We start from the raw sequence: 21,820 nt of genomic DNA on the forward strand, positions 1-21,820 counted from the left end.
AACTGGTGTTCCCTTTTTGGGGTTGAGGGGGGTCTTTGTGGGGTTGGTGGGGGTTGTCGGTTGTTGGGTGTGGTGTTCCGTTCGCCCGGTGTAGGGGTGCGGCTTTGGTTTGGGTGTGGTTCGTTGGTCGGCCGGTGGGGTGGGGCTGGTGTGTGGCCCGGGTTGTTCGGGTTCTTTTCGTGGGGTGGGGTGGGTGGGGGTGGGTTTGTTTCGGGGTGGCTGTGGGTGGTTCTCGTTTCCGGGTGTGGGGTCGCGTGCGGGGGGAGTTGTGTCGGGGGTTAGGTGTTGGCGGTGCCTGGCCGGGGTGCGGGCGGGGTGTGGGCCTTGGGGGGGGTGTTCTGGGTTGCTCGTGTGTGGGGGTTGGTTGGTTGTTGAGGTGGCCGGGTTGGGGGTGGGGCATCCGCCGCCTGTATGTGTTGGCGTGGGTGGGGTTGCTGTTGCGGTCGGTGGGGTGGGGGCAGTGGCCGTGGGCCCAGACGGTGACTGCGTGGGGCCGGTGTTGGACCTGGAACGGTTCGTCGCCGTGTGGGGTTGAGCTCCGGGTGTCGTTTCCGGCCGGCCGGTGGGTGGTGACGGTGCAGGTCTCTTTCGGCGGGATGTGGTGGATGTCCGCCCAGGGTTCCACCGTCAGCTCCAGCGGTTCCTTGCCGTCGTTGCCGGCCACCAGCCGCGCTGTTCTTCCCGGGAGCTTTTTTCGGCCTCCCGGTTCGGCCTTGCACGTGCGCCGCTGTGCTACGGGCGGCCCGGGGTGATCATTCCATGGGCGGTCATCCGGTCCGGCGGTCATCCGGTCCGGCGGTCAGGTCGGGCTCGCCCGCGCAGCCTTGCGCGGGCGGGACATGCTCGGACGGGGCTGCGCCCGCCGCGGCACGCCGCACGCACGGCAGGGACCGGCCAGCCCCGCACTCCACACGTCCGACCGCCCTCGTACGGGCTGGGTGCATACCCGGCATCGCATGGCGGGACCTGCCGCCCTGCACTCCATACACGTCCGACCGCCTCGTGCACGGCGGGGACCGGCCCCGCCCCTCGCTACATGTCCGACCGCCCTCGTACGGCAGGGTGCACACCCTCCCCCGTGCGGCAGGGTGCACACCCGCCCCCCGTACGGGCAGGGTGATACCCGGCATCGCACGGCAGGGACCGGCCGCCCTGCACTCCACACGTCCGGCCGCCTCGTGCACGGCGGGGACCGGCCCCGCCCCTCGCTACATGTCCGACCGCCCTCGTACGGCAGGGTGCACACCCGCCCCCCGTGCGGCAGGGTGCATACCCGGCATCGCACGGCAGGGACCGGCCGCCCTGCACTCCACACGTCCGACCGCCCCGTGCACGGCGGGGACCGGCCAGCCCCGCACTCCACACGTCCGACCGCCCCCGCACGGCAGGGTGCATACCCGGCATCGCTCGGCGTGTCACCTGCACGGCCCGGCCCCACATGGCCCGGTCCCCGCCCGCCACATGGCCTGGCCCCCGCACGCGACGTGGCCTGGCCCCCGCACGTTGCATGGAGGGCGCGGTACGGGGGCGCGACACGCGGGCGGCGCGGTACGGGGCGCGGCATGCGGGTGGCAGGGTGCGCTGCGTGCCTGTCCGGATCGGGCAGGCGCGATGCGCGGGTCGGCCCGGCATGCCACGTGCGCGGGTCGGCGTTGTAGGGCATGTGTCGGGCGGGTGTGTACGCAAGCCGCGGTGCGGGTGCGGGGGTGGGGGTGGGGGTGGGGTTAGGGGGTGTCGGGGCTGTCGTAGACGAGTTTGTAGGTGACGTCTTTGGGGACGGGGGTGGGGGCGGTGTCGGTGTAGAGGAGTCGGATGGTGGTGTAGCGGTGGGTGTCGGGGTGGTCGGGCCAGGGTTGGGGGTGGCTGAGGGTGACGGTCACGGGGTAGGGGCGGAAGCGGCCGGCTGCGCAGTAGGGGCGGCAGTCGTTGACCATGTCGGTTCCGGTGGCGGTGGCGGTGTTTCCCCAGGTGTTCCAGCGGAGGTCGACGAGTCGGTTGTTGCCGTCGCCGCAGGCGAGGAGGTATTCCTCGGGGCGTATCTGGGGTTTGGAGGAGCAGTCGAGGACGACCGGGTCGGGGGCGGGGGTGGGTGCGGCTGGGGGTGGTGCGGCGTGGGTTGGTGCGGTGGTTGCCGCGAGGGTTGCTGCTGTGCTGAGCAGGATCGCGGTGCGGGTGTGTATTGGTGTGCGGGTCCGCTGCCTGCGGGGGTGCGGCCGTTTGTTGTTGCGTCCACGTGGCCTCCTCGCCCGTCCCTGTGCGCGCCTGGTGGCGCTGCGGGGCATGCCCAGCTTCTCCGATCCGGGCATGCCCCGCACCCGGTGGGCGCATGCCGTGGGGGCGGCCCGCCGGGGGCGTCTGCGCGGGTGGGTCCCGGCCCGCCCGGGTTCGGGGGAGGGTGGCCCATGGGGCCGGGCCTGCCGGGAAAGGGGCTGCGGTCCGGCCTGAGGGGGCTTGCGGTTCGGGGTTTGCGGGCCCGGCCCGTGGAGCGGGGCTTGCGGTATCAGCCTCAGGGTGGGCTTGCGGACCGGGCCTGCGGGATGGGCTTACGGCCCGGGGGCTGCGGGAGCGGCCGGGCGCACGTGCGGTTTTCCTCATGCCGCGGAGCGACTCCGCGCGGCTCGATGTCCGCACCAGCCGGGTGTGACTGCGGACCGGCTTGCGGGAGAGTCCGCGGACCGGGCTTGCGGGGTCTGGCCCGTGGGCTGCGGTGTGTGCCTGCGGGTCGGTTTGTGGTCCGGCCTGCGGGGTGGGCTCGCGGACCGGCTTGCGGGGAGAGCTGGCGGGTCGGCTTGCGGAGCGGGGAGGGGGAGCGGGCTGAGGGGTGGGCCTGCGAGGAAAAGCTGCCGACCGGCCTGCGGGGAGACGCGCGGACTGGGCCCGCGGACTGGGCTTGCGGGGCTGGGCCGCGGCGGGGCTGGGCCTGCGGCGGGGCTGCAGGGAAAGGCTGTCGGCCGGGCTTGCGGACTGTGGCTGCGGGGAGGCCCTGCGGATTGGGCCTGCGGACCGGGCTTGTGAGGAGGCCAGGCCAGCGGGGCGGTGGCGCGGCGGAAGGCATTGCGGTACCGGGCCCCACACCGGCGGCCGACCACCAGACCAGAGCGCGGCAGGCCGGCAGGCCGGCAGGGCCGGCGGAGCGAGGCTCGCCGGGCGGGCGGGGGTGTGTCGGTACCGGCCCGGACAGGCCGCGTCCGGCACGGTGGGCGCGTGTGTACCGCCCTCCCGCCCCACCTGCGGACGGAACCCGGGGCACGTGGGAAGGGGCCCGTATGGCAGACGACACCACCAGCCGCGCCACCGGTTCCGGCAGAGGCACCGATACCGGCGCCGGCACCGCTTCCGGCGGCGGAGCGGGAGCCGGCGCCGGTGATGGTGCCGGTGCCGGTACGGGCGCGGTCTCCTCGCAGGCGACCAGCCGCCGGGCCCTCCTCCTGGCCGCCGGGTCGGCCGGGGCCGCCGCCGTACTCGCCGCCGGATGTGCCGCCCCCTCCACACCACGCGGAGCGCCGGCACAGCCGTCCGCCTCCCCGACCCCTCCCCCCTCACCCGCCCCGACAACAGCCGCCACCGCCACCGCCCCGGCCTGCGTCCTCGCCGTCCAGGCCGGCGCGGGACCCTACTACCTCGACGCCGCCCTGATCCGCTCCGACATCACCCAGGGCCGCGACGGCGTACCGCTACGCCTGGACCTGACCGTCGTCCGCGTCCCCGACCACTGCCGGCCGCTGCCGGCCGCTGCCGTCGAGGTCTGGCACGCCGACGCCGACGGCAACTACTCCACCGCCCAGACCACCTTCCTGCGCGGCACCCAGACCACCGACCACACCGGACGATGCGTGTTCCACACCATCGTGCCCGGCTGGTACGCAGGCCTCGCCCCCCACATCCACTTCAAAGTCCGCCCCGACCCCCACACCGAGACCACCTCGCAGTTCTTCTTCCCCGAAAACCTCCTGACCCAGATCTACAGCCGCCCGCCCTACACCCGCCGCACCGCACCCCCACACCCCAACACCCGCGACAGCCGCTACCGCGCCGCGGCACACACCATGACCCTCCCCCTCACCCCCCACCACAACGGCTACCGCGCCACCTACACCATCGGCATCACCTGACCCCCACCCCACGCCCGCAGGCCCCTCAACCCCAGCACCGGGCCCCTGCCCGCAAGCCCAATCGGCAGGCCTCCCCGCAGCCCCGGTCCGCGAGCCTCCTGGCAAGCCCGGTCCGCGGACCCAGTGCGCGGGCCTCCCCGCAGCCCCGCCTGCCTCGCTCTGGTCTGGTGGTCGGCGGCGCGGTGTGGGGCCCGGTACCGCAGTGCCTCCTGCCGCGCTGCCCGCCCTGTCGCCCTGCCGTCCTGTCGGCCTGTCGGCTTGTTCTGCTCTTCCGGCGTCTGCGGCCCGGGGTGTCGCTGAGGTGGTTGAGGCCGCGTGGCCGGCTGTGGTGGGTGGGTGTTGATGAGATTCCTTGAAAACGGCCACAGCTGCTTCGGTTCCTCAGGTGTCCGGGTTTGGACCGTCCGAGGATGGTAGGGAGCGTGAGCGTGTTTGAGGGGTTGTCGACCGTCAGGTCGGCAGCCCCTGGGAACCTCTGAGGGGCCGGTGGTATCGGCGTGGTGGGGCCGGATCGGCATGTGGTGGGATGGCATGCCACCCGTGCCTGCTGATCTGTTGGAGGACCCGTGACACCCGCGTACTCGTCGCTGACGCGTGCATTGGCTGACGCGCTGGTGGACGTTGCTTGGTTCATTGACGGCGCGGACGACGAGCAGATGGATCCGGACGACGCCGTGAAGGCCCTGGAAGGCATTGGGGCCACGTTGGGTCGCTTGTCGCATGACCAGCGAAGCGAACTGCTTGGCGTGCTCGGAGCCATGGCTGAGGCGGAGGGGGACGCCGTGAGGCGAGAATTCCTTAGCGCCTTTCCCGGGACTTCGGACTTCTCGATGAGTGATCGGCTTAGCCGCGAGGTTCAGAGGCAAACATGAGCCACGATTGGGGCCCGGGGACTGAGCGAGGGGGGCGGTGTGATGGTGATCAGAGGGCTGCATCCGGAGAGGTCCGCCCGGCTTGAGGCGCTCGTGGATGAGTGCCGACCGCTGCTGGGCATGGATGACGGGATGGCTGCGGTGCAGCGGCTGCTGAGCGAGCACCGGGTCGAGGTGCTCGATGCGGTGATGATCACACGCGAGCTCCTCGGGGCGGGGCCTGAGGCTCTCGGTGAGGCGAAGACCATCGTTCTGACGAGTCCGGGCAGAGGCCGTGAACTCACAGTGCACGAGCAGTTCGTGGACGAAGCGGAGCGAGGTCTGTCTCGACTCCCCAAATCAACGGACCACCGCCCATGAGGACGGTGGCTCGTCGAGTCGGAACCTTGCGGGGTTCAGGTGGTCTTGCCTTTGGGGCTTCAGCGCAGGCCCAAGGGCCCAGGGGGTCCTTCGCAGCGGGATGATGCCCGGTCTGCGGACCGGCATCGCGGGGCGGGCGGCCTCGGGGGAGCGGCCGGCGGGGCGAGGATGGCGGGGCGAGGATGGCGCCGGGCTTGTCGCAACGTGGGCAGTACGGCCCCATTCCCCCGGCCCGCTCCGCCCGCCCGGCCGCCTGGTCGATCCCGGCCGGCCAGCCCGCCCCTCTTTTCCCGGCCCGCTCCACCCCGGCCACCCACCACCCCGTGCCCGGCCCGCCACCCGGTGCGCCCCCGCCCCGTCCGACCTCCCGCGCCCGGCCCGCCCCGTCCGGCCCGCCCCGTCCGCCCCGCCCCGTCCGACCTCCCGCGCCCGGCTCGGCCCGCCGCCCGTTGCCATCCGCCCCGTCCGGCCTGTCGCGCCCGGCCCGCCGCCACCCGCTGCGCCCGCCCCGCCCCGTCCGACCTCCCGCGTCCGGCCCGGCCCGCCGCCCGTTGCCATCCGCCCCGTCCGGCCCGCCCCGCCCGGCCCGCCCCGCCGCGCCCGGCCCGCCCCGCCGCGTCCTGCCCGGCCCACCCCACGCGACCCGCCCCCGCACCCCCCGTCCCGGCGCGGGGCTGCTCACGTGGTGAAGACCAAACCGCCTCCTACCCTTCAGGAGTTGACGCCAGACCGGCAAGCGGGCCGCCGCCGGCCGGGGAAAGCCCTGCACGGACCCGGTGCGGGAGTGCGGTGACCGTGCGGTGACAGCGTTGCCATCTCGTTAGGGATTCACTTCTTGACGGCAGCGGATACGGGCACGTTGACTGCCTCCCTCGGCCGTACCGACACGGCCCCACCAGGGAGGCTCACCTCGTGAACGCGTATCTGGGGCGTGCCCCCGTTGCTCTGGCCGTCACGGCGCTCGCCGTCACGCTCACCGCCTGCGGCGGCTCCGACGGCTCCGGCGGCTCCGGTGACAGCAGCGGCGAGGTCAGGATCGGCCTGCTGCTCCCCGAGAACGAGACCGCGCGTTACGAGAAGTTCGACAAGCCGCTGATGGAGAAGAAGGTCGCCCTGCTGACCCTGGGCAAGGGCAAGGTCCTCTACGCCAACGCCGCGGGCGACGCGGTCCGGCAGAGCGCCCAGGCCGATGCGATGATCAAGGACAAGGTGGACGTCCTGGTCATCGACGCGGTGGACTCCAAGGCCATCGCCGCAGCGGTGACGAAGGCCAAGGCGGCCGGTATCGCGGTGGTCGCCTACGACCGCCTGGCCGAGGGCCCCATCGACGCCTACACCTCCTTCGACAACGAGGACGTCGGCCGCGTCCAGGGCAAGGCCCTGCTGGACGCCCTGGGCGACAAGGCCAGGACCGGGAAGATCGTCATGATGAACGGCGCGGTCACCGACCCCAACGCCGCCAGCTTCAAGGCCGGTGCCCGTTCCGTCCTGGACGGCAAGGTGAACGTCGGCAAGGAGTACGACACCGTCGAGTGGAAGCCGGAGAACGCCAACACCAACATGGCGTCCGCGCTCTCCGCGCTCGGCAAGGACAAGATCGTCGGCGTCTACTCCGCCAACGACGGCATGGCCGGCGGCATCATCACCGCCCTCAAGGCCGCCGGCGTCTCCCCCCTGCCCCCGGTCACCGGCCAGGACGCCGAACTCGCCGGCGTGCGGCGCATCGTGGCGGGCGAGCAGTTCATGACCGTCTACAAGCCCTACGCCCGCGAGGCCGAAGCCGCCGCCGAACTCGCCGTCCTCCTCGCCCAGGGCGAGAAGATCGACGGAATCATCAACCAGGTGGTCAGCAGCCCGACCAGCAAGCGCATCCCCGCCGTCCTCATCCCCGGCGTGCCAGTGACCCGCGAGGACATCCGCACCACCGTGGTCCTCGACGGCGTCTACACCGTCGAGGAGATCTGCACCGACTCCCTCAAAGCCGCCTGCGACGAGATCGGCCTGAAGTAACACCACCGCGGCAAGACCACACCCCCCGCACACCACTCGCCGCCGTACGCCGCCCGCCGCTGCCCGCGGGCCCGCGGGCGCACGGCGGCGTACGGCGGCGTACGGCGGCGGGCGGGGCAGCGGGCACAGGACGCGCCACGCACCACACCGCCCCCCCGCCCGCCCCGCCCCGCCCCGGGCGGGGGCTCACCGCCCCGCGACACCCGCCTACCGTGCGCCCGTACGCACCCGCGCGGGCCGGCACCTCCCCGCGCGCGGCAGCCCGGAGGAACGCGCGCAGAGCGCCGCCGGAGCCCCAGGAACGCTCTGCGTCCCGCGCCAAAGCACCGGCGCACTCGCACACAGCCGGACACCAGCCCCACTCGCCCGGGCACAACGCCCAGCGGCACAGACCACTGCGGCAGTCCAACAGACCAGCCCGGCCCGCACCGGCCCCAGCCTGCGCCCGGAGGCGGCGGCGCTCCACCCCAGGCGCCCCGACCCGCCAGTGGCGCCCGTACCGGCGGCCGTAGCGCCCGAACCCGCCCCCGTAGCGCCGTACCGGCGGCACGGGGAGCAGACCTGGCTGACGGAGCACTGCGAACACCGTCCCCGACCGCCGCCCCGACCGCCGCCCACGCCGCCGCCCTGGGCACGCCTGCACGCCGCCGCCCCTCCCCGAGACGAACGCACACCCCCTCCACCACCAGGGCCCACCCCGCGGCGTCGCGCTTTCCTCCGCACGGCCATGAACCGTGGAGCCCCCGCCTCTGCCCCGATCCCGCCGACGCGGCCGGGCACCGCAACCGCCCCGCTTCACGGAGCGCGGGCGCCTCGGAGACGGACGGCCTGCGCACCGGGCCCGGGATCGGGACCCGCCGACCTCGCCCAGGCCCGCCCGGGCAGGACTCCCGGCGAAGCCGGCCCGTCCGCGCACCGCCTTCCCCACCCCCGCTGGTGCGTCACCTCACCCGAGAGCAACCGCCGCGGCCGGCGGAGCCCGCCTGCCGCGCCCCATGGCGGGCCGCCACCAGCACCACACCCGACCCGGCCGGCACCCACCGCCTGCGCCGCACGTCGACACGCCGGCCCGACTGCCGCGCCCACCTGGCTCGGCCGCGTCGGAACGGGAAAGCCGGCCGCCGCAGACTCGTCGAACTGGTCCGCCCCAAGGCCCTGCGCATAGCCACCCGGCGTATCGACGACGTCTTCGACGCGCTCGACGAACGGACCGTCGTCGTCCCAGGCACCGGCACCCTCCACGCGGTCATCCCATACCTGGCCCGCTCCCTCGCGGCCGTCCGCGAAAAACGCGGGGCCCTGGAGCCCCAGACCAGCCAGCTGCTGGTGGCCCCCTCTTTCCAGGTCCTGACGTCGCTGCCCGGCGTCGGCGTCAGGACCGCCGCCGTCCTGCTGGTCACCGTCGGCGACGGCACCGGCTTCCCCACCACCGGCCGCCTCGCCTCTACGCAGGCCCCGCCCCGGCCACGAAGCAGTCGGAACCCTCTCGATCCACGGCGAACCTGCACCCACAGGCGCCTCAACCCGCCACGGGCCCAGACCCCGGCAGGGGCACCGCCGCCACCAGGCCGCGTGCAGCCCACCGCCCACGCCCACCACCGCCGGTGCGCCCAACCCACGGCTCCACCGGCTTCCGGGCCCTCGCCGCGACGCCCATCGGCCGGGCCGGCCGCCCACCGGGCCCAGGCCCCGGCAGGGGCCACCGCCGCCACCAGGCCGCGCCCGGCCCACCCGCCCACCGACTTCCCCGCCGCCGGTGCGCCCAACCCAAGGCTCCACCGGCTTCCGGGCCCTCGCCGCGACGACCGCCGGCCCCGCCCGAGCCCCCACCGGCCCAGACCCCGGCAGGGGCACCGCCGCCACCGGGCCCGCCCGGCCCACCCGCCCACCACCGCCGGTGCGCCCAACCCACGGCTCCACCGGCTTCCGGGCCCTCGCCGCGACGCCCATCGGCCGGGCCCAGCCGCCCACCGGGCCCAGATCCCGGGAGAGGCACCGCCGCCACCAGGTCGCGCCCGGCCCACCGCCCCACCGCCGCCGCTGCCGGTGCGCTCAACCCACGCTTCCACCGGCTTCCGGGCCCTCGCCGCAACGCCCGCCGGCCCCGCCCGAGCCGCCCGCCGGGCCCAGACCGAGGCAGGGGCCCAGACCCCGGGAGAGGCACCGCCGCCACCGGGCCCAGACCCCGCCAAGGGCCCAGACCCCGGGAGAGGCACGGCCGCCACCGGGCCGCGCCCGGCCCACCGCCCCACCGCCGCCGCCGGTGCGCCCGGCCCGCCGGCTCCCCCGGTCGGCCCCCGCCGGCCCGCCGCCGTCCGACGGCCGCCCCCGACGGACCGGCCTACCACCCCCCACCCCCCGCCGGTGTGAGAGACCTCACCGCCCCCCGGGCGCGGCCGCCCGCGCCGTCTCCCGACCGCCCCGCGACCCGCGCCGGCCCGCCGCCCGCCGGACACCGCGAAACCCCAGCCCACACCGCCGCCGAAACCCCTGGAAGTCGACAGAAGTCCCCAGAAGTCCACGAAAATCCGCCGCCCCCACACCGCCCCACCCCGCCCCCGCACGTGACACACACCACGCGGCCCCCTCCCACCCCACCCCACCCAACCATCCCCAAATAGGGACAAGACGCCCATATCGTGCATTCAACTGGTTTGGTTTCATATGGTGTTTGAGGGTGTGTCAGCAGAAAACACGCGAGGCATAATCGGCCCCGGTCGTCTCCGGAAGTGCTCCAGCCATCGGGGCACCGACACCCCCCACTCTTCGGAGCACCCCGCACCGGACCGACCCCCAAGGCGCCCGCGATGTCCCTGGCCAGCCGCACCCGCCTCGCGGCCCTGCTCGCCGCCCTCACCGCCGCCGCCGGCGTCGCCGGCGTCACGACCTGGGCCCACGGACACGCCGCCGCCCCCGCGCCCGCCGCCGCCCAGGCCCCCCAGCGCCCCAGCGTCACCCAGGGCACGGTCGTGCAGTTCGTCGCGCACCCCGACGACGACCTGTTCTTCATGAACCCCGACCTCAGCCGCTCCATATCCACCGGCGTCAAGGTCACCACCGTCTACCTGACCGCAGGCGAGTCCGACGGCCGCAACGAAGCCCACAGCCCCCACCTGCAAGACCCCGCCCGCCCCGCCGACCACGCCGCCTACGCCGAAGCCCGCCAGAACGGCATACGCGCCGCCTACGCCGAGATGGCCACCGGCCGGCGCACCAGCGCCTGGCAGCGCACCTCCGTGCCCACCACCGGCGGCGGCAGCGCCGAAGTCGACGTCCTCCTCGCCCGCCCCGAGGTCAACCTGGTGTGGATGCAGATGCGCGAAGCCCGCAGCATCTCCGGCGACAACCCCGACAGCCTGCGCGGCCTGTGGGACGGCAAGGTCCCCGCCCTCGGCTCCCAACTCGCCTCCGGCACCCCCGTCACCACCCCCTTCACCTACACCCGCGACCAGGCCGTCCAGGCCATCGCCAACGTACTGGCGCTCTACCGGCCCACCACCATCCGCACCCAGGACCCCACCCCCGGCCGCACCCGGCCCGCCGGCGCCCCCGCCGACCACCAGGACCACATCTACGGGGCCCGCTTCGTACAGGCCGCCACCGAACGCTACGCCGCCACCACCGCCGCCGGCCCCCGCCCCCACTTCTCGGTCCAGAACTACGTCAGCTACCCCAACAGCTCCCTGCCCCCCACCCTCGACGCGAAAGCCGCCGAGGAGAAACTCGGCTACCTCAAGACCTACGCCTGGAGCGACCACCAGGACTGGTGCGGCAGCCCCGCCGGCTGCGGCGACCGCAAGACCGCCACCCGCCCCACCGGCGCCGGCTGGAACCAGACCATCCGCTACAGCCGCGGCGAGAGCACCACCTGGCTGACCCAGGGCCCGCCCGGCCACCTCTACGCCTTCGCCGCCCTCGACGGCCAGATGGCCTACTGGACACGCCCCCGCCCCGACACCCCCTGGCAGGGACCCCGCTTCCTGCCCCCCACCGCCCCCGGCACCACCATCGACGCCGGCGCGTCCACCGCCCGCCTGCCCGACGGCCGCATCGCCGTCCTCGCCACCCGCACCACCCTGGCCACCACCACCCCCCACGACTACCGGCGCGAGACCGTCTACGCCCTCCAGAACGCCCCCGGCGCCGGCTTCGGCCCCTGGCACACCCTCGGCACCCCCGACACCGGCGACCTCTCCGCCACCTCCGCGATCGGCACCCCCACCGCCACCACCGACCCCGCCGGCCGCATCACCGTCTACCTCCGCGACTCCCGCCGCACCCTGGCCGCCGCCACCCAGACCGCCCCCGGCGCCGGCTTCGGCCCCTGGCAGAGCCTGGGCGGCACCGCCCTGCAGGGCGACCCCGCCACCGCCACCGACAGCGCCGGCCGCCGACACCTCTACGCCGCCACCGACCGCACCGTCCTGGCCTGGACCCAGCCCGCCCCCGGCGCCCCCCTCGCCGGCCCCTTCCCCACCGGCCTGCCCGCCACCACCGGCGTCCTGTCCGCCACCCCCGAAGGCGACGGCGTCCGCCTCTCCTTCCGCACCCCCGGCACCGGCACCGTCACCACCACCCGGGCCACCGCCACCACGGCCGCCCCCCTCCTCTCCCCACCCGCCACCACCGGCGGCGAAGGCGGCTACGGCGCCGTCGCCACCACCGGCCACCTCCTCGCCGGCCGCGCCGCCACCGGCACCGCCGCCATCACCCTCCCCACCCCCGACACCCACACCAACACCAACACCAACACCAACACCAACACCGGCACCAACACCGGCACCGGCACCGGCACCGGCCCTGTCTGGCACGAGTCCCAGATGCTCTACACCGGCGCCCCGGCCGCCGTGACCACCCCCGACGGCACCAACCTGGCCGCCACCCTCGGCCTGGACGCCGACCTCCACACCACCACCCCCACACCCACCCCCGGCCCCGCCGGACCCGCCCCCACCCCCTGGCACCGGGCCGTCCCGCCCACCGCCCTCGCCCAGGCCGCCCGCCACCCCTCCACCTGGCACCACTGACCACCACCGCCCCAACCCCCCCCCCCCCCCCCCCGCCACGGCACCCACCCTGCGGCCACCACCCGCCGGCCCGCCCCGGCCCCACCGCCCGCCCCACCCGGGCCACCGGCCCTACCGCAGCCACCGGCACAGCGCCCCACCACCCGGCTGCCGCCCGGCCCGGCCGTCCGGCCGCACTGCTCAACTCCCCACGCCCTGACCACCGGTGACAGGGCCCCTTGTGACCGCCGCCCGTACCACCCGCCGCCGACGGCGGCGCACACATGCGCCGGGGCCCGCCGGCCGCTTCTTCCCCGGATGACCGGCGAACTCCGCCCTGCTCGCCCGAGTGGCCGAACCCACCGGCTGACGCCTGAGCGCCAGAGGGCCAGAGCGCCTGAGGGCCAGAGTGGCGGGAGCTGCGGCAGCGGCGCGGGCATGGCCGTCAGCGAGGTGAACCGAAAGAGGCGGCCCGGGAGCGGGTCGAGGTGTCTTGCCGTCAGCAACCGACCGGGGACCGAGGAGGGGGAGCGGAGAAGGGCGCGGGGAGAGGGGAGCGGGGAGGGGGCGAGGAGGGGAGTGGAGAGCAGCCCGGGGGAGCGTCCGGGATCCGCGTCAGACAGGACCGCGCCGCGCCCGAAGTCCCGCCCCTCCTACCGCCCCGGGGGCGGGGCCGGCAGACCGCCACTCTCAAGCGCCACCAGCGACAGCAGCACGATCGACCCCGTCCACGCCAGCGGCGCCACCGAAGCGGCCCGGCCGGCGCTGTCCACCTTCTCCGGCAGCTCACCGAGCGCGTTGCGTTTGGAGAGCACCCACTCCAGCACCGGCCCCGCCTTCGCCGGCCGCCCCCCGGCCGCCCACGCCAGCGCGAAGAACGCCGTACTGGGCGTCCACGCCGTCGCACCCCACGGCGCCCCCGGGTCATCACCCGGCGTCAGCCCCCCGTTGGGCAGGCGCAGCGCCCGCCACGTGGACTCCAGTACCGCCTCCAGCCCCGCCGGAGCCGCGTTGAAAGGCGGCGTCATGAACGCCACCGCACTGTCACGCCCGTGCCGGCCGTCGACGGTGCGCTGGTAGCCCAGCGGCAGGAACCGCTTGGAGATCCCCGCCGACAGCCGCCGCGCCGCCCGCGCCCACCGCGCCGCGTCCCCGGGCCGGCCCGCCTCCCGCGCCAGGTCCGCGGAGGCGTTCAGCCCGGCCAGCAGCGGCGCGGCCGTCCCGATGTTCGTACTCGACGTCATCAGCTCCCAGTAGTCGGGAGACGCCGGAGGCAGCCCGTCCGCCCCCAGCGACCGCGCCGCACGGTCGGCCGCCCTGGCCACCATCGGGTAGAGCGTCGCCAGCCGGGCCCGCCGGCCCTCCGCCGGCGCCGCCCGGTACCACTGCCACACCGACCACGGAACCCAGCCGTTGGCATCGAGCTGCCACCGCCTGCCGTCCGGCGGCCCGGAACCGTCCAGCTTCGTACGCGCCTCCCAGCTGCCGTCCCCGCGCTGCGTCGCGGCACTGTGCCGCAGGATCCCGAACGCCTCCGCGTCATGCCCGGTGTGCGCGAACGCCGCGCACGCGAAGCTCGCATCCCGCGGCCAGGAGTACATCCAGCCCGGACTCCACCCCGCCGCCATCGCCCCGTTGGGCCGCAGCAGCGCCCGCATCGCCAGCAGCGCCCGCGCGGCCGCCGCCCGCTCCGCCGCGGACCTGCCCGGGATCCGGCCCGACGCCAGCCACGCCCGGCTCTGCCCGATCTGCCGCAACGCCCCCGCGTCACCGGCCCCGACCACCACCGACACCGTCCGCCCCGCGGGCAGGTACAGCCACCGCCCCGACGCCAGCCGCAGCACGTTGCTGCCCTCCACATACCGGGCGCCGGCGGCACGCGAAGCCGAAACCCCCTCGGCGGCCGTCACATTGGACAGCACCCCGACCGTGGGGGCGGTGAACCCCGACAGCGGCGCATGACCGCCCGCACCGCACACCGGAACCGAGGCCCCGGCCAGCACCGCCGCGGCCACCGCCCAGCATCCAAGGACAACGGGCACCGCCACTCCCTCCGCCGCACCGCGTACGCGCGGACACCGCCCCCGGCCCATCCTCGAAGACCCCCGCCCGCCCCGCCACGCACACCCCGCCGCCCGGGTGACCCCCCACCCCCACCCCCACCCTCCCCGCCCGCCGAAGCCCGCCCGCCGAAGCCCGCCCGCCGAAGCGGCCCGTGGCGACCGGCCCCGCCCGGGATGCCGCCCGCCACGAACCGTGCACATCATGGGTGTTCGCGGGCCGTGCGATCACCACAGCCGGCGGGGCGCAACCGGCCGCCCCCGCCCGACGGACCCCCGCTGCGAACACCGCGAACGCTGCGAAGAGGTGGCCCATGAGCACCACGGCGGCCGAGGACGAGGACCTCGTGACCCCCTCCCCACCAACCGGCCCCCACACCGGACCCCGCCCCCTCCTGCGCACCCTGCCCACAGCCGCCGCGGCGACCCTCGCCACCGCCGCCGGAGCCCTCGTCGCCGTCGGATGCTTCCTCGGCCTCTACATCCGCCCCACCTCCGACGACTGGTGCGCCGCCTGGAAAACCCGCGACCTGGGAGTCCTCGGCATCACCGCCGACTTCTACACCACCCAGAACGGCCGGATCGCCAACGCCTTCCTCAGCGGCCTCCTCTACGGCGGCGGACCGGCCGGCACCAAAATCCTCCCCACCCTCATCACCCTCGCCCTCACCGCCGCCCTCGTCCTCCTCGGCCGCCGCCTCCTCCACGCCCTCGGCCACACACCGCCCCTGCTCGCCCTGACCGCCTGCGCCCTGGCCCTGCAGGCACTCCTGTACTTCGCGGGCACCCGCAGCTACCAGGTCCTGCTGTGGGCCCCCGCCACGATCTCCCACACCGTGCCGAGCGTCATCGGCCTGTGGGCCCTGCTGCTCGCCCTGGCCACCGCCGCCCACCCCCGCCCCGCCGTCCGCACCGCCGGCCTCGCCGGCGCCCTCCTCACCGGCTTCGCCCTCGGCACCCTGAGCGAACCCTTCGCCCTCGTCAGCGCACTCCTCGCCGCCCTGACCGCCCTGCTGTGCCTGCCCCGCCTGCACCTCACCACGACCTGGCGCCCCTTCACCTGGTGCCTGCTGTGGTGCGCCGGCCTCGCCTGCGGCCTCACCGTCCTCCACACCTCCCCGGGCGCCCGCTGGCGCCGCGCCCAGCAGCCCGAGAAACCCCCCATCCTCTCCACCGGCGAACTACGCGCCACCTTCGAGGACTGGCTGCGCATCTGGGACACCGTCACCGGCCAGTGGGCCTACCTCGCCGCCGCGGCCGCCGGCCTCCTGCTGGGCCTGGCCGCCACCCTCCGCACCCCCCGCCCCGCCCCCCGCCGCGTCCCCGCCTCCGGTGCGCGGCCCGGCGCCGGGCGGGCCACGCGGACCGCCCTGCTGCTCCTGCCGCTGCCCGTGGTGATCTTGGGCTCCTTCGCGGTGGCGGCCGGCCTGCGCAGCGGATACGGCCCCACCGGCTGGACCTACGCCCGGACCTGGACGAGTTTCCTGTTGCCCATGGAACTGGCCCTGTGCGGCTACGGAGCCCTCCTGGGAGCCTGGGCCGGCCCCCGCCTGGCCGCCCGCCGCCCCGCCGCCGCGGCCACCGCCACCACGGCGGCCCTCTGCCTGACCCTGGCCGCGACGGCCTCCCTCGTCCCGCACCTGCAGCAGCTCACCACCACCACGGTGGCCCGCTCCATCGCCTGGGACGCCCAGAACACCCGCATCCGCACCGAGGCGGCGCACGGCGCCACCGACGTCGGCTACCGCCCCCTGCCCATCGGCCACCTCGCCGAGCCCTTCTTCACCGCCGACTACGACCGCGACTGGGTCGCCGCCTGCGTCTCCCGCTGGTACGGCGTCGACCGCATCCACCGCCTGACGGGGCGGGGAGGCGCAGGCACACCCGGTCCCTGATCACCTGCTGGTAGGTTCCGGCCATGACCGGAGACTGGCGGACGGATCGGATCGGTACCGCCCTCAGAGGGGAGAACCCGACCGTGCTGCGGCGGCTGACCTCGGGATTCGCCGTGATCGGGGATGTCCAGTTCCTGCCGGGATACTCGGTACTCCTCGTCGACGACCCGCAGGTACAGCGGCTGTCGGACCTGCCGAAGGCCAAACGCCTGTCGTTCCTGTCCGACATGGATCAGCTCGGCGAGGCGGTCGAGCGGGCCTGCAGGCGGCTGGACCCCGCCTTCCGGCGGGTCAACCTGGAGATCCTGGGGAACAAGGACCCGTTCCTGCACGCCCACGTGTGGCCGCGGTTCGCATGGGAGCCGGCCGACGCGGTGCGCGCTCCGGTGTGGCTCTATCCGCGTGACCGGTGGAGTGACGAGCAGTCCAGGCTCGGCCCGCAGCACGACCCGCTGCGAGAAGCGATCGGCAGCGAGCTGGACCGGTTGCGCCCGACCGCCTGACGGCCACCCCGGGACCCACCGACCGCCTGACGGCCAGACAGGCCGGCGGGCCCGGCCACCGCCGGCGGGCCCGGCCACCGCCGACCGGCCCGGCCACCGCCGACCGGCCCGGCCACCGCCGACCGGCCGGGCCGTCCCCCTCGCACCGCGGCCGGCCCGGCGTCGCCCTGCCGGCCGTCCCGCCAAGCGGTGCCACGGCGCGACCGCAGTCCACCCACCCGGACGGCCACACCGAGCCGGCCGGCCCGCCCGCCGGGCGCGGGCAGCCGGCGGGCACGAAAACCACGGGCAGAACAGCGCATCAAGCACGCGGCACGAACCCCCGGAACAGGCAGGGGGCAGGGCAGTCGACAGCCCGCGACACGGGGCGCGGCCAAGCCGGGGCGGTGCTCTTGTCGGTGTCGGTGTCGGTGGACACGGGCGTTCACCGCCCGGCAGACGACGCCCACGCGCCCGCCCGCCCGCGTCCGGCCGCCGCGCAGCCGCCGGCAGAGGCCGTCGGCGCCCGCCACGGCTGTCCGGCGCAGGGCCGGCCGGGCCCCTCCACACCGGCCGCCGCATGCCGAACGCATGCCGAACAGCCGGCACACACCCCCGGCCCTTCACCCTTCCGGCCCTTCAACCGCCCGGCCGGGTGGCCGGTGCGGGGTCGGTCGCCAGCCGGGCGTGCAACTCGACGTCGTAGCGGACACCGTCATAGCGGAGCCTGCGCCGCTGGAGCCCCTCGACCGCGAACCCCGCCGCGCGGGCCACCCGGCACGAAGCCGGGTTGTCGACCCGGTGGCCCAGCTCCAGCCGGAACAGCCCGGCGTCCTCGAACGCCCAGGCCGCCACCGCACGGCAGCCACCCGAGGCGACACCCCGCCCGCGGGCCGCCGCGGTCGTCCAGTACGAGACCCAGCCGGTGCCGTGACGCCGCTCGACGGAGCCGACCGCCACATGCCCCAGCACCACGTCCGCAGCGTCGACGACCGCGAACGCGTACCCCGACCCCGCGTCCCACTGCTCCGCCCGGGCCTCCAGCCAGCGCCGCGCCGCCGCCGGCGTCACACCCGGCTCAGCGGCCTGCCGTGCCATCACCGGCTCGGCGAACGCCGCCAGCACCGCCCCCGCATCAGCCGGCGACCAACGCCGCAGCCGCAGACCCGGGGACACTTCCAGACGATCACGCACCCCACGCATTCTTCCCCGGTCCCCCAGCCACCGGCCACCCTTTATGGGGTGTCCGGCGGATCAGGGCCGGGCCCGCGTCGTCTGGCACCGCGCCTTGCCGCGTTGTCGACGGTCGCCGACGCTCCGCCTCGACTTCCTCCTCCGCCTTGCCATCCACGGCACCAGACGACGCGGGCTGACCGCCCCTGATCCACCGGACACCGCCTAACCCGCTGCCGGCGGCCCGGCCTTCAGGACTCGCGATCCATCACCCGGCGGGCCGCCTCGGCCTCCGCCGCGGGCGGAGAGAGCTCATCGAGGGTGTCGAGCTCGTCGTCGGAGCCCAGCTCCTCCTCCCACGCGGCCGCCAGCCGCTCCTGCTCCTGACGCGGCCTGGCCGCCACGGCATCCCGCCGATGCGGCTCCAGCGCCGCCAGGAAACGCCCGACCGCGTCCGTCGCCATGCCGTACTCCTTCTCACCGGGGGATGGGGCAGGACGCCGCCCGATGCCGCGCCCGGCCCAGCATCGCCAACCGGACCCCACACCCCCACCCCGACACGGCCCCCCGCCACCCGAATGCACGCGCCCACCACACCCCTCGACGCCCACCCCACCCCCGCCGCCCGCACGGGTGCGCCCGCACGCACGGGTGCGGCGCGCCACGGCCCCCGCCATGACACGCCGCACCCTTCCTCATCCGGCGCTCACCCACCCGTCCGGGCGACCGCCGGAGCGGGGTCAGCCGCGGTGGTGTCCGCGGCGGCCCCAGGACTCGGTGTCGATGACGTTGCCGCGCTGGTCGCGGAGGGTGGCGGTGTCGCGGTCGTTCCAGATCTGGCGGTTGCGGTCCTGGTAGAGGTCGTGGCGGGTGTCGCGGCCCTGGCCGGTGTGGACCTTGACGGCGGAGCGGCCGTCGAGGCGGAAGTCGGGGAAGCGGTAGCGGTTGCCCTGCTGGTCGGTGAGGGTGAAGCCGCGGAGGTTGACGCTGTGGCGGCCGGTGTTCCTGATCTCGACCCATTCGCGGTTCAGGGCGCGGTTGGAGCGGTCGTGGCGGGGGCCGCTTTCGTACCGGACGTCGCCGATGGAGAGGGAGGAGTGGGGTCCGCGGTGGCCGCCGCGGCGGTGGTCGTCGGCCGCGGCGGGCAGGGCGGCGGCCCCGAGCAGGGTCCCGGCGGCCAGGAGAGCGGCGAGGGTGCGGCGGGTGGCGCGAGAAGCAGACATGGAGAAGAAAACCCCTTCGACTTCAACGGACTTCAACGGACGGCCCACACCGGCGCCCACACCACAACGTGCGCGCCGGCCAGGCCCGAAACGGTTCCCGGCGTCTGGCCGAGGAGCCACACTCTGGCCCTGCGCCACGCCCCGGCACCGACCGCCCACCCCCTGTTTCCCAATCCGGATATGTCCGTAACCCTCCCTTGTAGCGGGCAACCGTCAAACCCCGATTGACACCCCGCACACAGCGGTCCGCCCCCACCCGGCGGGAGGCCTGCACGGCAGCCCTCCCCACCCCCGCACCCCGCACCCGACCCACCACCCCCGCCCCTGCGCCGAACGGGTTCAACGCCCTGTAACAGCCGCCCCCGCCACCCCTTCGCACACCCCTGCGCACACGATTCCCGCGTGCGAGAAAATGCGAGAAAACCGGCACCTACGACGACCCCGCCGCCCCCCAGTACTTCCTCACCAGCTCATAGGAAGCGATACGCGCACCCAGGTCGTAGACGGGCGTGGCCAGCATCAGCTCCTGCGCCCCGGTCTCCCCGGCCAGCCGCGCCAGCCGCTCCACCACCGCCTCCGGCGCCCCGACCGCCTGCTGCGCACGGAAACCGTCCAGCGCCTGCCGCTCCTGCCCGGTGAAGGGATGGGCGGCCGCCTGCGCGGGCGTGGGGAACGGCACCTGGCTCAGCCCCTTCAGCAGACCGGCCTTGACCACGTTCATCGGACCCGCCCGCCACACGGCCTCCTCCCGCGTCGGCGCGCACACCGTCTCCACGCACAGCATCACCCGGGGCCGCTCGCACCAGCGGGACGCGGTGAACGCCGCCCGGTAACCCTCCACCACGGCAAGGGTGTTGTCCGGCCGGATGTGGTGCGCGACCGCGACCGGCAGGCCCAGCGCCGCGGCCAGAGCGGCCCCCGCGGCACTGGAGACCAGCAGCCACGGCTCCGGCAGCGGACCGAGCGCGACCTCCTCCACCAAGAACGACAGGACAGCGGCCACGTCCCGGCGGTACTCCGCATCCGTCGCCGGCCCGGCCCCGCGCCGCAGCGCCCGCGCGATGGCCTCGTCGAACGTCCCCGGACCGCGGCCGATACCCAGATCGATACGGTCCTCGTGCAGCGCGGCCAGCGTCCCGAACTGCTCCGCCACCGTCAGGGGCGCGTGGTTGGGAGCCAGCACCCCACCCGACCCCAGGCGGATCACCGAGGTCGAGGCGGCGGCATGCGCCGTCAGCACGACCGGCGGGAACGCACCGATCGCGGGGGAGTGGTGGTGCTCCGCGTACCACAGGCGGCGGTAGCCCAGCCGTTCCATTCCCTGTGCGAAGGCGGCGGTGTCCCGCAGGGTGTCCACGGCGCGGGTACCCGTCTGCACCATCGCGACTTCCAACGCTGAAAGAGGTATGTCGAGCATGCCGTCAGCATAAGGATCACCCCTGCCCGCACCGGCCCCCACGATCGTTTTCGCGCCACCACCGACCGGCGGCCCCGACCCCCGGATTTCCGGCTAACCCGCAGCCGCGAAAACGTCAAGCCCCGAATTCGCGGAACGTGACCGCCACCGCCGCGGACAGGCTTACTGGTTATGCGCCTCACCGGCAAGGAAACGAGGCCGCAGACGCGGTGGAAACAATCCCCACATCACAAAGGCCCCGAATTCACCGAACCCGTTCAGGGTCCCATTCGATCAGGAGAAAACCATGAACCGAAAGTTCGAGACGTCCGAGACCCCCCGCCCCAAGCGCCGGGGCTTCCGCCTCGCCACCGCCGTCGCGGCCGCCGCGATCGCCGGCGGGGTCCTCATCCCCACGTCTTCCGCCATGGCGGCCCCCACCACGTCGGTAGAGAGCGTCGTCAGCCACAACCAGCACGACCACAAGAAGAAGCACGACCACAAGAAGCACGAAGACAACCACAAGAAGAAGAAGCGCAACAAGCACGGCGGCAACACCCAGGGCGGTACGCAGGGTGGCGGGTCCGGGAACACCCAGGGTGGTACGCAGGGTGGCGGCTCGGGTAACACCCAGGGTGGTACGCAGGGTGGCGGCTCGGGTAACACCCAGGGTGGTACGCAGGGTGGCGGCTCGGGTAACACCCAGGGTGGTACGCAGGGTGGCGGCTCGGGTAACACCCAGGGTGGTACGCAGGGTGGCGGCTCGGGTAACACCCAGGGTGGTACGCAGGGTGGCGGCTCGGGTAACACCCAGGGTGGTACGCAGGGTGGCGGCTCGGGTAACACCCAGGGTGGTACGCAGGGTGGCGGCTCGGGTAACACCCAGGGTGGTACGCAGGGTGGCGGCTCTGGGAACACCCAGGGTGGTACGCAGGGTGGCGGCTCTGGGAACACCCAGGGTGGTACGCAGGGTGGCGGCTCTGGGAACACCCAGGGTGGTACGCAGGGTGGCGGCTCTGGGAACACCCAGGGTGGTACGCAGGGTGGCGGCTCTGGGAACACCCAGGGCGGTACGCAGGGTGGCGGCTCTGGGAACACCCAGGGCGGTACGCAGGGTGGCGGCTCCGGCAACACCCAGGGCGGTACCCAGGGTGGCGGCTCCGGCAACACCCAGGGTGGAACCCAGGGCTGACCAGGCCAACCGAAAAGCGCAGCACCTCGCAGAGTCCTC

At 74.7% G+C, this 21,820-nt stretch carries 14 protein-coding genes and 1 pseudogene; 9 read left to right on the plus strand and 6 right to left on the minus strand.

The window, feature by feature from the left end:
* Positions 1 to 1,724: 1,724 nt before the first annotated feature.
* On the minus strand, positions 1,725 to 2,306 hold the full coding sequence (locus BSL84_RS33565) for a hypothetical protein (protein ID WP_234363596.1): 582 nt from the start codon (positions 2,304 to 2,306) through the stop codon (positions 1,725 to 1,727).
* Positions 2,307 to 3,266: 960 nt separating this feature from the next.
* On the opposite strand from BSL84_RS33565, the gene BSL84_RS33570 reads away from it, so the two are divergent.
* The 6 genes and pseudogenes from BSL84_RS33570 (at position 3,267) to BSL84_RS37560 (ending at position 12,381) form a co-directional block, all read left to right on the plus strand.
* The gene (locus tag BSL84_RS33570; RefSeq protein WP_079273068.1) at positions 3,267 to 4,112 is read left to right on the plus strand and encodes a hypothetical protein; all 846 of its coding nucleotides are present in this window, start codon (positions 3,267 to 3,269) and stop codon (positions 4,110 to 4,112) included.
* A gap of 566 nt (positions 4,113 to 4,678) precedes the next feature.
* Positions 4,679 to 4,984 carry a hypothetical protein gene (locus tag BSL84_RS33575; protein ID WP_075971900.1) on the plus strand — a complete coding sequence of 102 codons (306 nt, stop codon included), beginning with the start codon at positions 4,679 to 4,681 and terminating at the stop codon, positions 4,982 to 4,984.
* A 39-nt stretch (positions 4,985 to 5,023) separates the two neighbouring features.
* On the plus strand, positions 5,024 to 5,344 hold the full coding sequence (locus BSL84_RS33580) for a hypothetical protein (RefSeq protein ID WP_234363597.1): 321 nt from the start codon (positions 5,024 to 5,026) through the stop codon (positions 5,342 to 5,344).
* Between the two features lie 912 nt (positions 5,345 to 6,256).
* A complete protein-coding gene (locus BSL84_RS33585) occupies positions 6,257 to 7,354 on the plus strand; it encodes a sugar ABC transporter substrate-binding protein (RefSeq protein WP_420718774.1) in 1,098 nt (365 codons plus the stop codon).
* Between the two features lie 1,110 nt (positions 7,355 to 8,464).
* Positions 8,465 to 8,876: pseudogene (locus BSL84_RS33590) on the plus strand (transposase); the annotation flags it as partial.
* Between the two features lie 1,285 nt (positions 8,877 to 10,161).
* Complete coding sequence (locus BSL84_RS37560) at positions 10,162 to 12,381, plus strand: PIG-L family deacetylase (protein ID WP_075969564.1); 2,220 nt, start codon at positions 10,162 to 10,164, stop codon at positions 12,379 to 12,381.
* 632 nt (positions 12,382 to 13,013) lie between these two features.
* Here the strand turns inward: BSL84_RS37560 and BSL84_RS33600 are convergent.
* Positions 13,014 to 14,402, minus strand: coding sequence for a glycoside hydrolase family 15 (locus tag BSL84_RS33600; protein WP_159393494.1), 1,389 nt, complete (start codon positions 14,400 to 14,402; stop codon positions 13,014 to 13,016).
* A 332-nt stretch (positions 14,403 to 14,734) separates the two neighbouring features.
* Between BSL84_RS33600 and BSL84_RS33605 the strand changes: the two genes are divergently transcribed.
* Both BSL84_RS33605 and BSL84_RS33610 read left to right on the plus strand, forming a co-directional pair.
* The gene (locus BSL84_RS33605; protein ID WP_075969562.1) at positions 14,735 to 16,315 is read left to right on the plus strand and encodes a DUF6056 family protein; all 1,581 of its coding nucleotides are present in this window, start codon (positions 14,735 to 14,737) and stop codon (positions 16,313 to 16,315) included.
* A gap of 23 nt (positions 16,316 to 16,338) precedes the next feature.
* A complete protein-coding gene (locus tag BSL84_RS33610; protein ID WP_030033911.1) occupies positions 16,339 to 16,818 on the plus strand; it encodes a diadenosine tetraphosphate hydrolase in 480 nt (159 codons plus the stop codon).
* Between the two features lie 618 nt (positions 16,819 to 17,436).
* Here BSL84_RS33610 and BSL84_RS33615 read toward each other — a convergent pair.
* The 4 genes from BSL84_RS33615 to BSL84_RS33630 form a co-directional block, all read right to left on the minus strand.
* Positions 17,437 to 18,000 (minus strand): GNAT family N-acetyltransferase, encoded by a 564-nt coding sequence (locus BSL84_RS33615; protein ID WP_075969561.1) that lies wholly within the window; start codon positions 17,998 to 18,000, stop codon positions 17,437 to 17,439.
* Between the two features lie 221 nt (positions 18,001 to 18,221).
* Entirely contained in the window at positions 18,222 to 18,434 is a 213-nt protein-coding gene (locus BSL84_RS33620) for a hypothetical protein (protein ID WP_030031413.1), read from the minus strand.
* Between the two features lie 276 nt (positions 18,435 to 18,710).
* Positions 18,711 to 19,193: a lamin tail domain-containing protein gene (locus BSL84_RS33625; protein WP_030031414.1), complete on the minus strand. Its 483-nt coding sequence runs from the start codon at positions 19,191 to 19,193 to the stop codon at positions 18,711 to 18,713.
* Between the two features lie 430 nt (positions 19,194 to 19,623).
* Complete coding sequence (locus BSL84_RS33630) at positions 19,624 to 20,610, minus strand: MsnO8 family LLM class oxidoreductase (protein ID WP_037665107.1); 987 nt, start codon at positions 20,608 to 20,610, stop codon at positions 19,624 to 19,626.
* A gap of 286 nt (positions 20,611 to 20,896) precedes the next feature.
* On the opposite strand from BSL84_RS33630, the gene BSL84_RS36335 reads away from it, so the two are divergent.
* On the plus strand, positions 20,897 to 21,781 hold the full coding sequence (locus BSL84_RS36335; RefSeq protein WP_159393493.1) for a hypothetical protein: 885 nt from the start codon (positions 20,897 to 20,899) through the stop codon (positions 21,779 to 21,781).
* Positions 21,782 to 21,820 lie beyond the last annotated feature (39 nt).

Origin of the sequence: Streptomyces sp. TN58, assembly GCF_001941845.1 — a bacterium.
GTDB lineage: Bacteria > Actinomycetota > Actinomycetes > Streptomycetales > Streptomycetaceae > Streptomyces.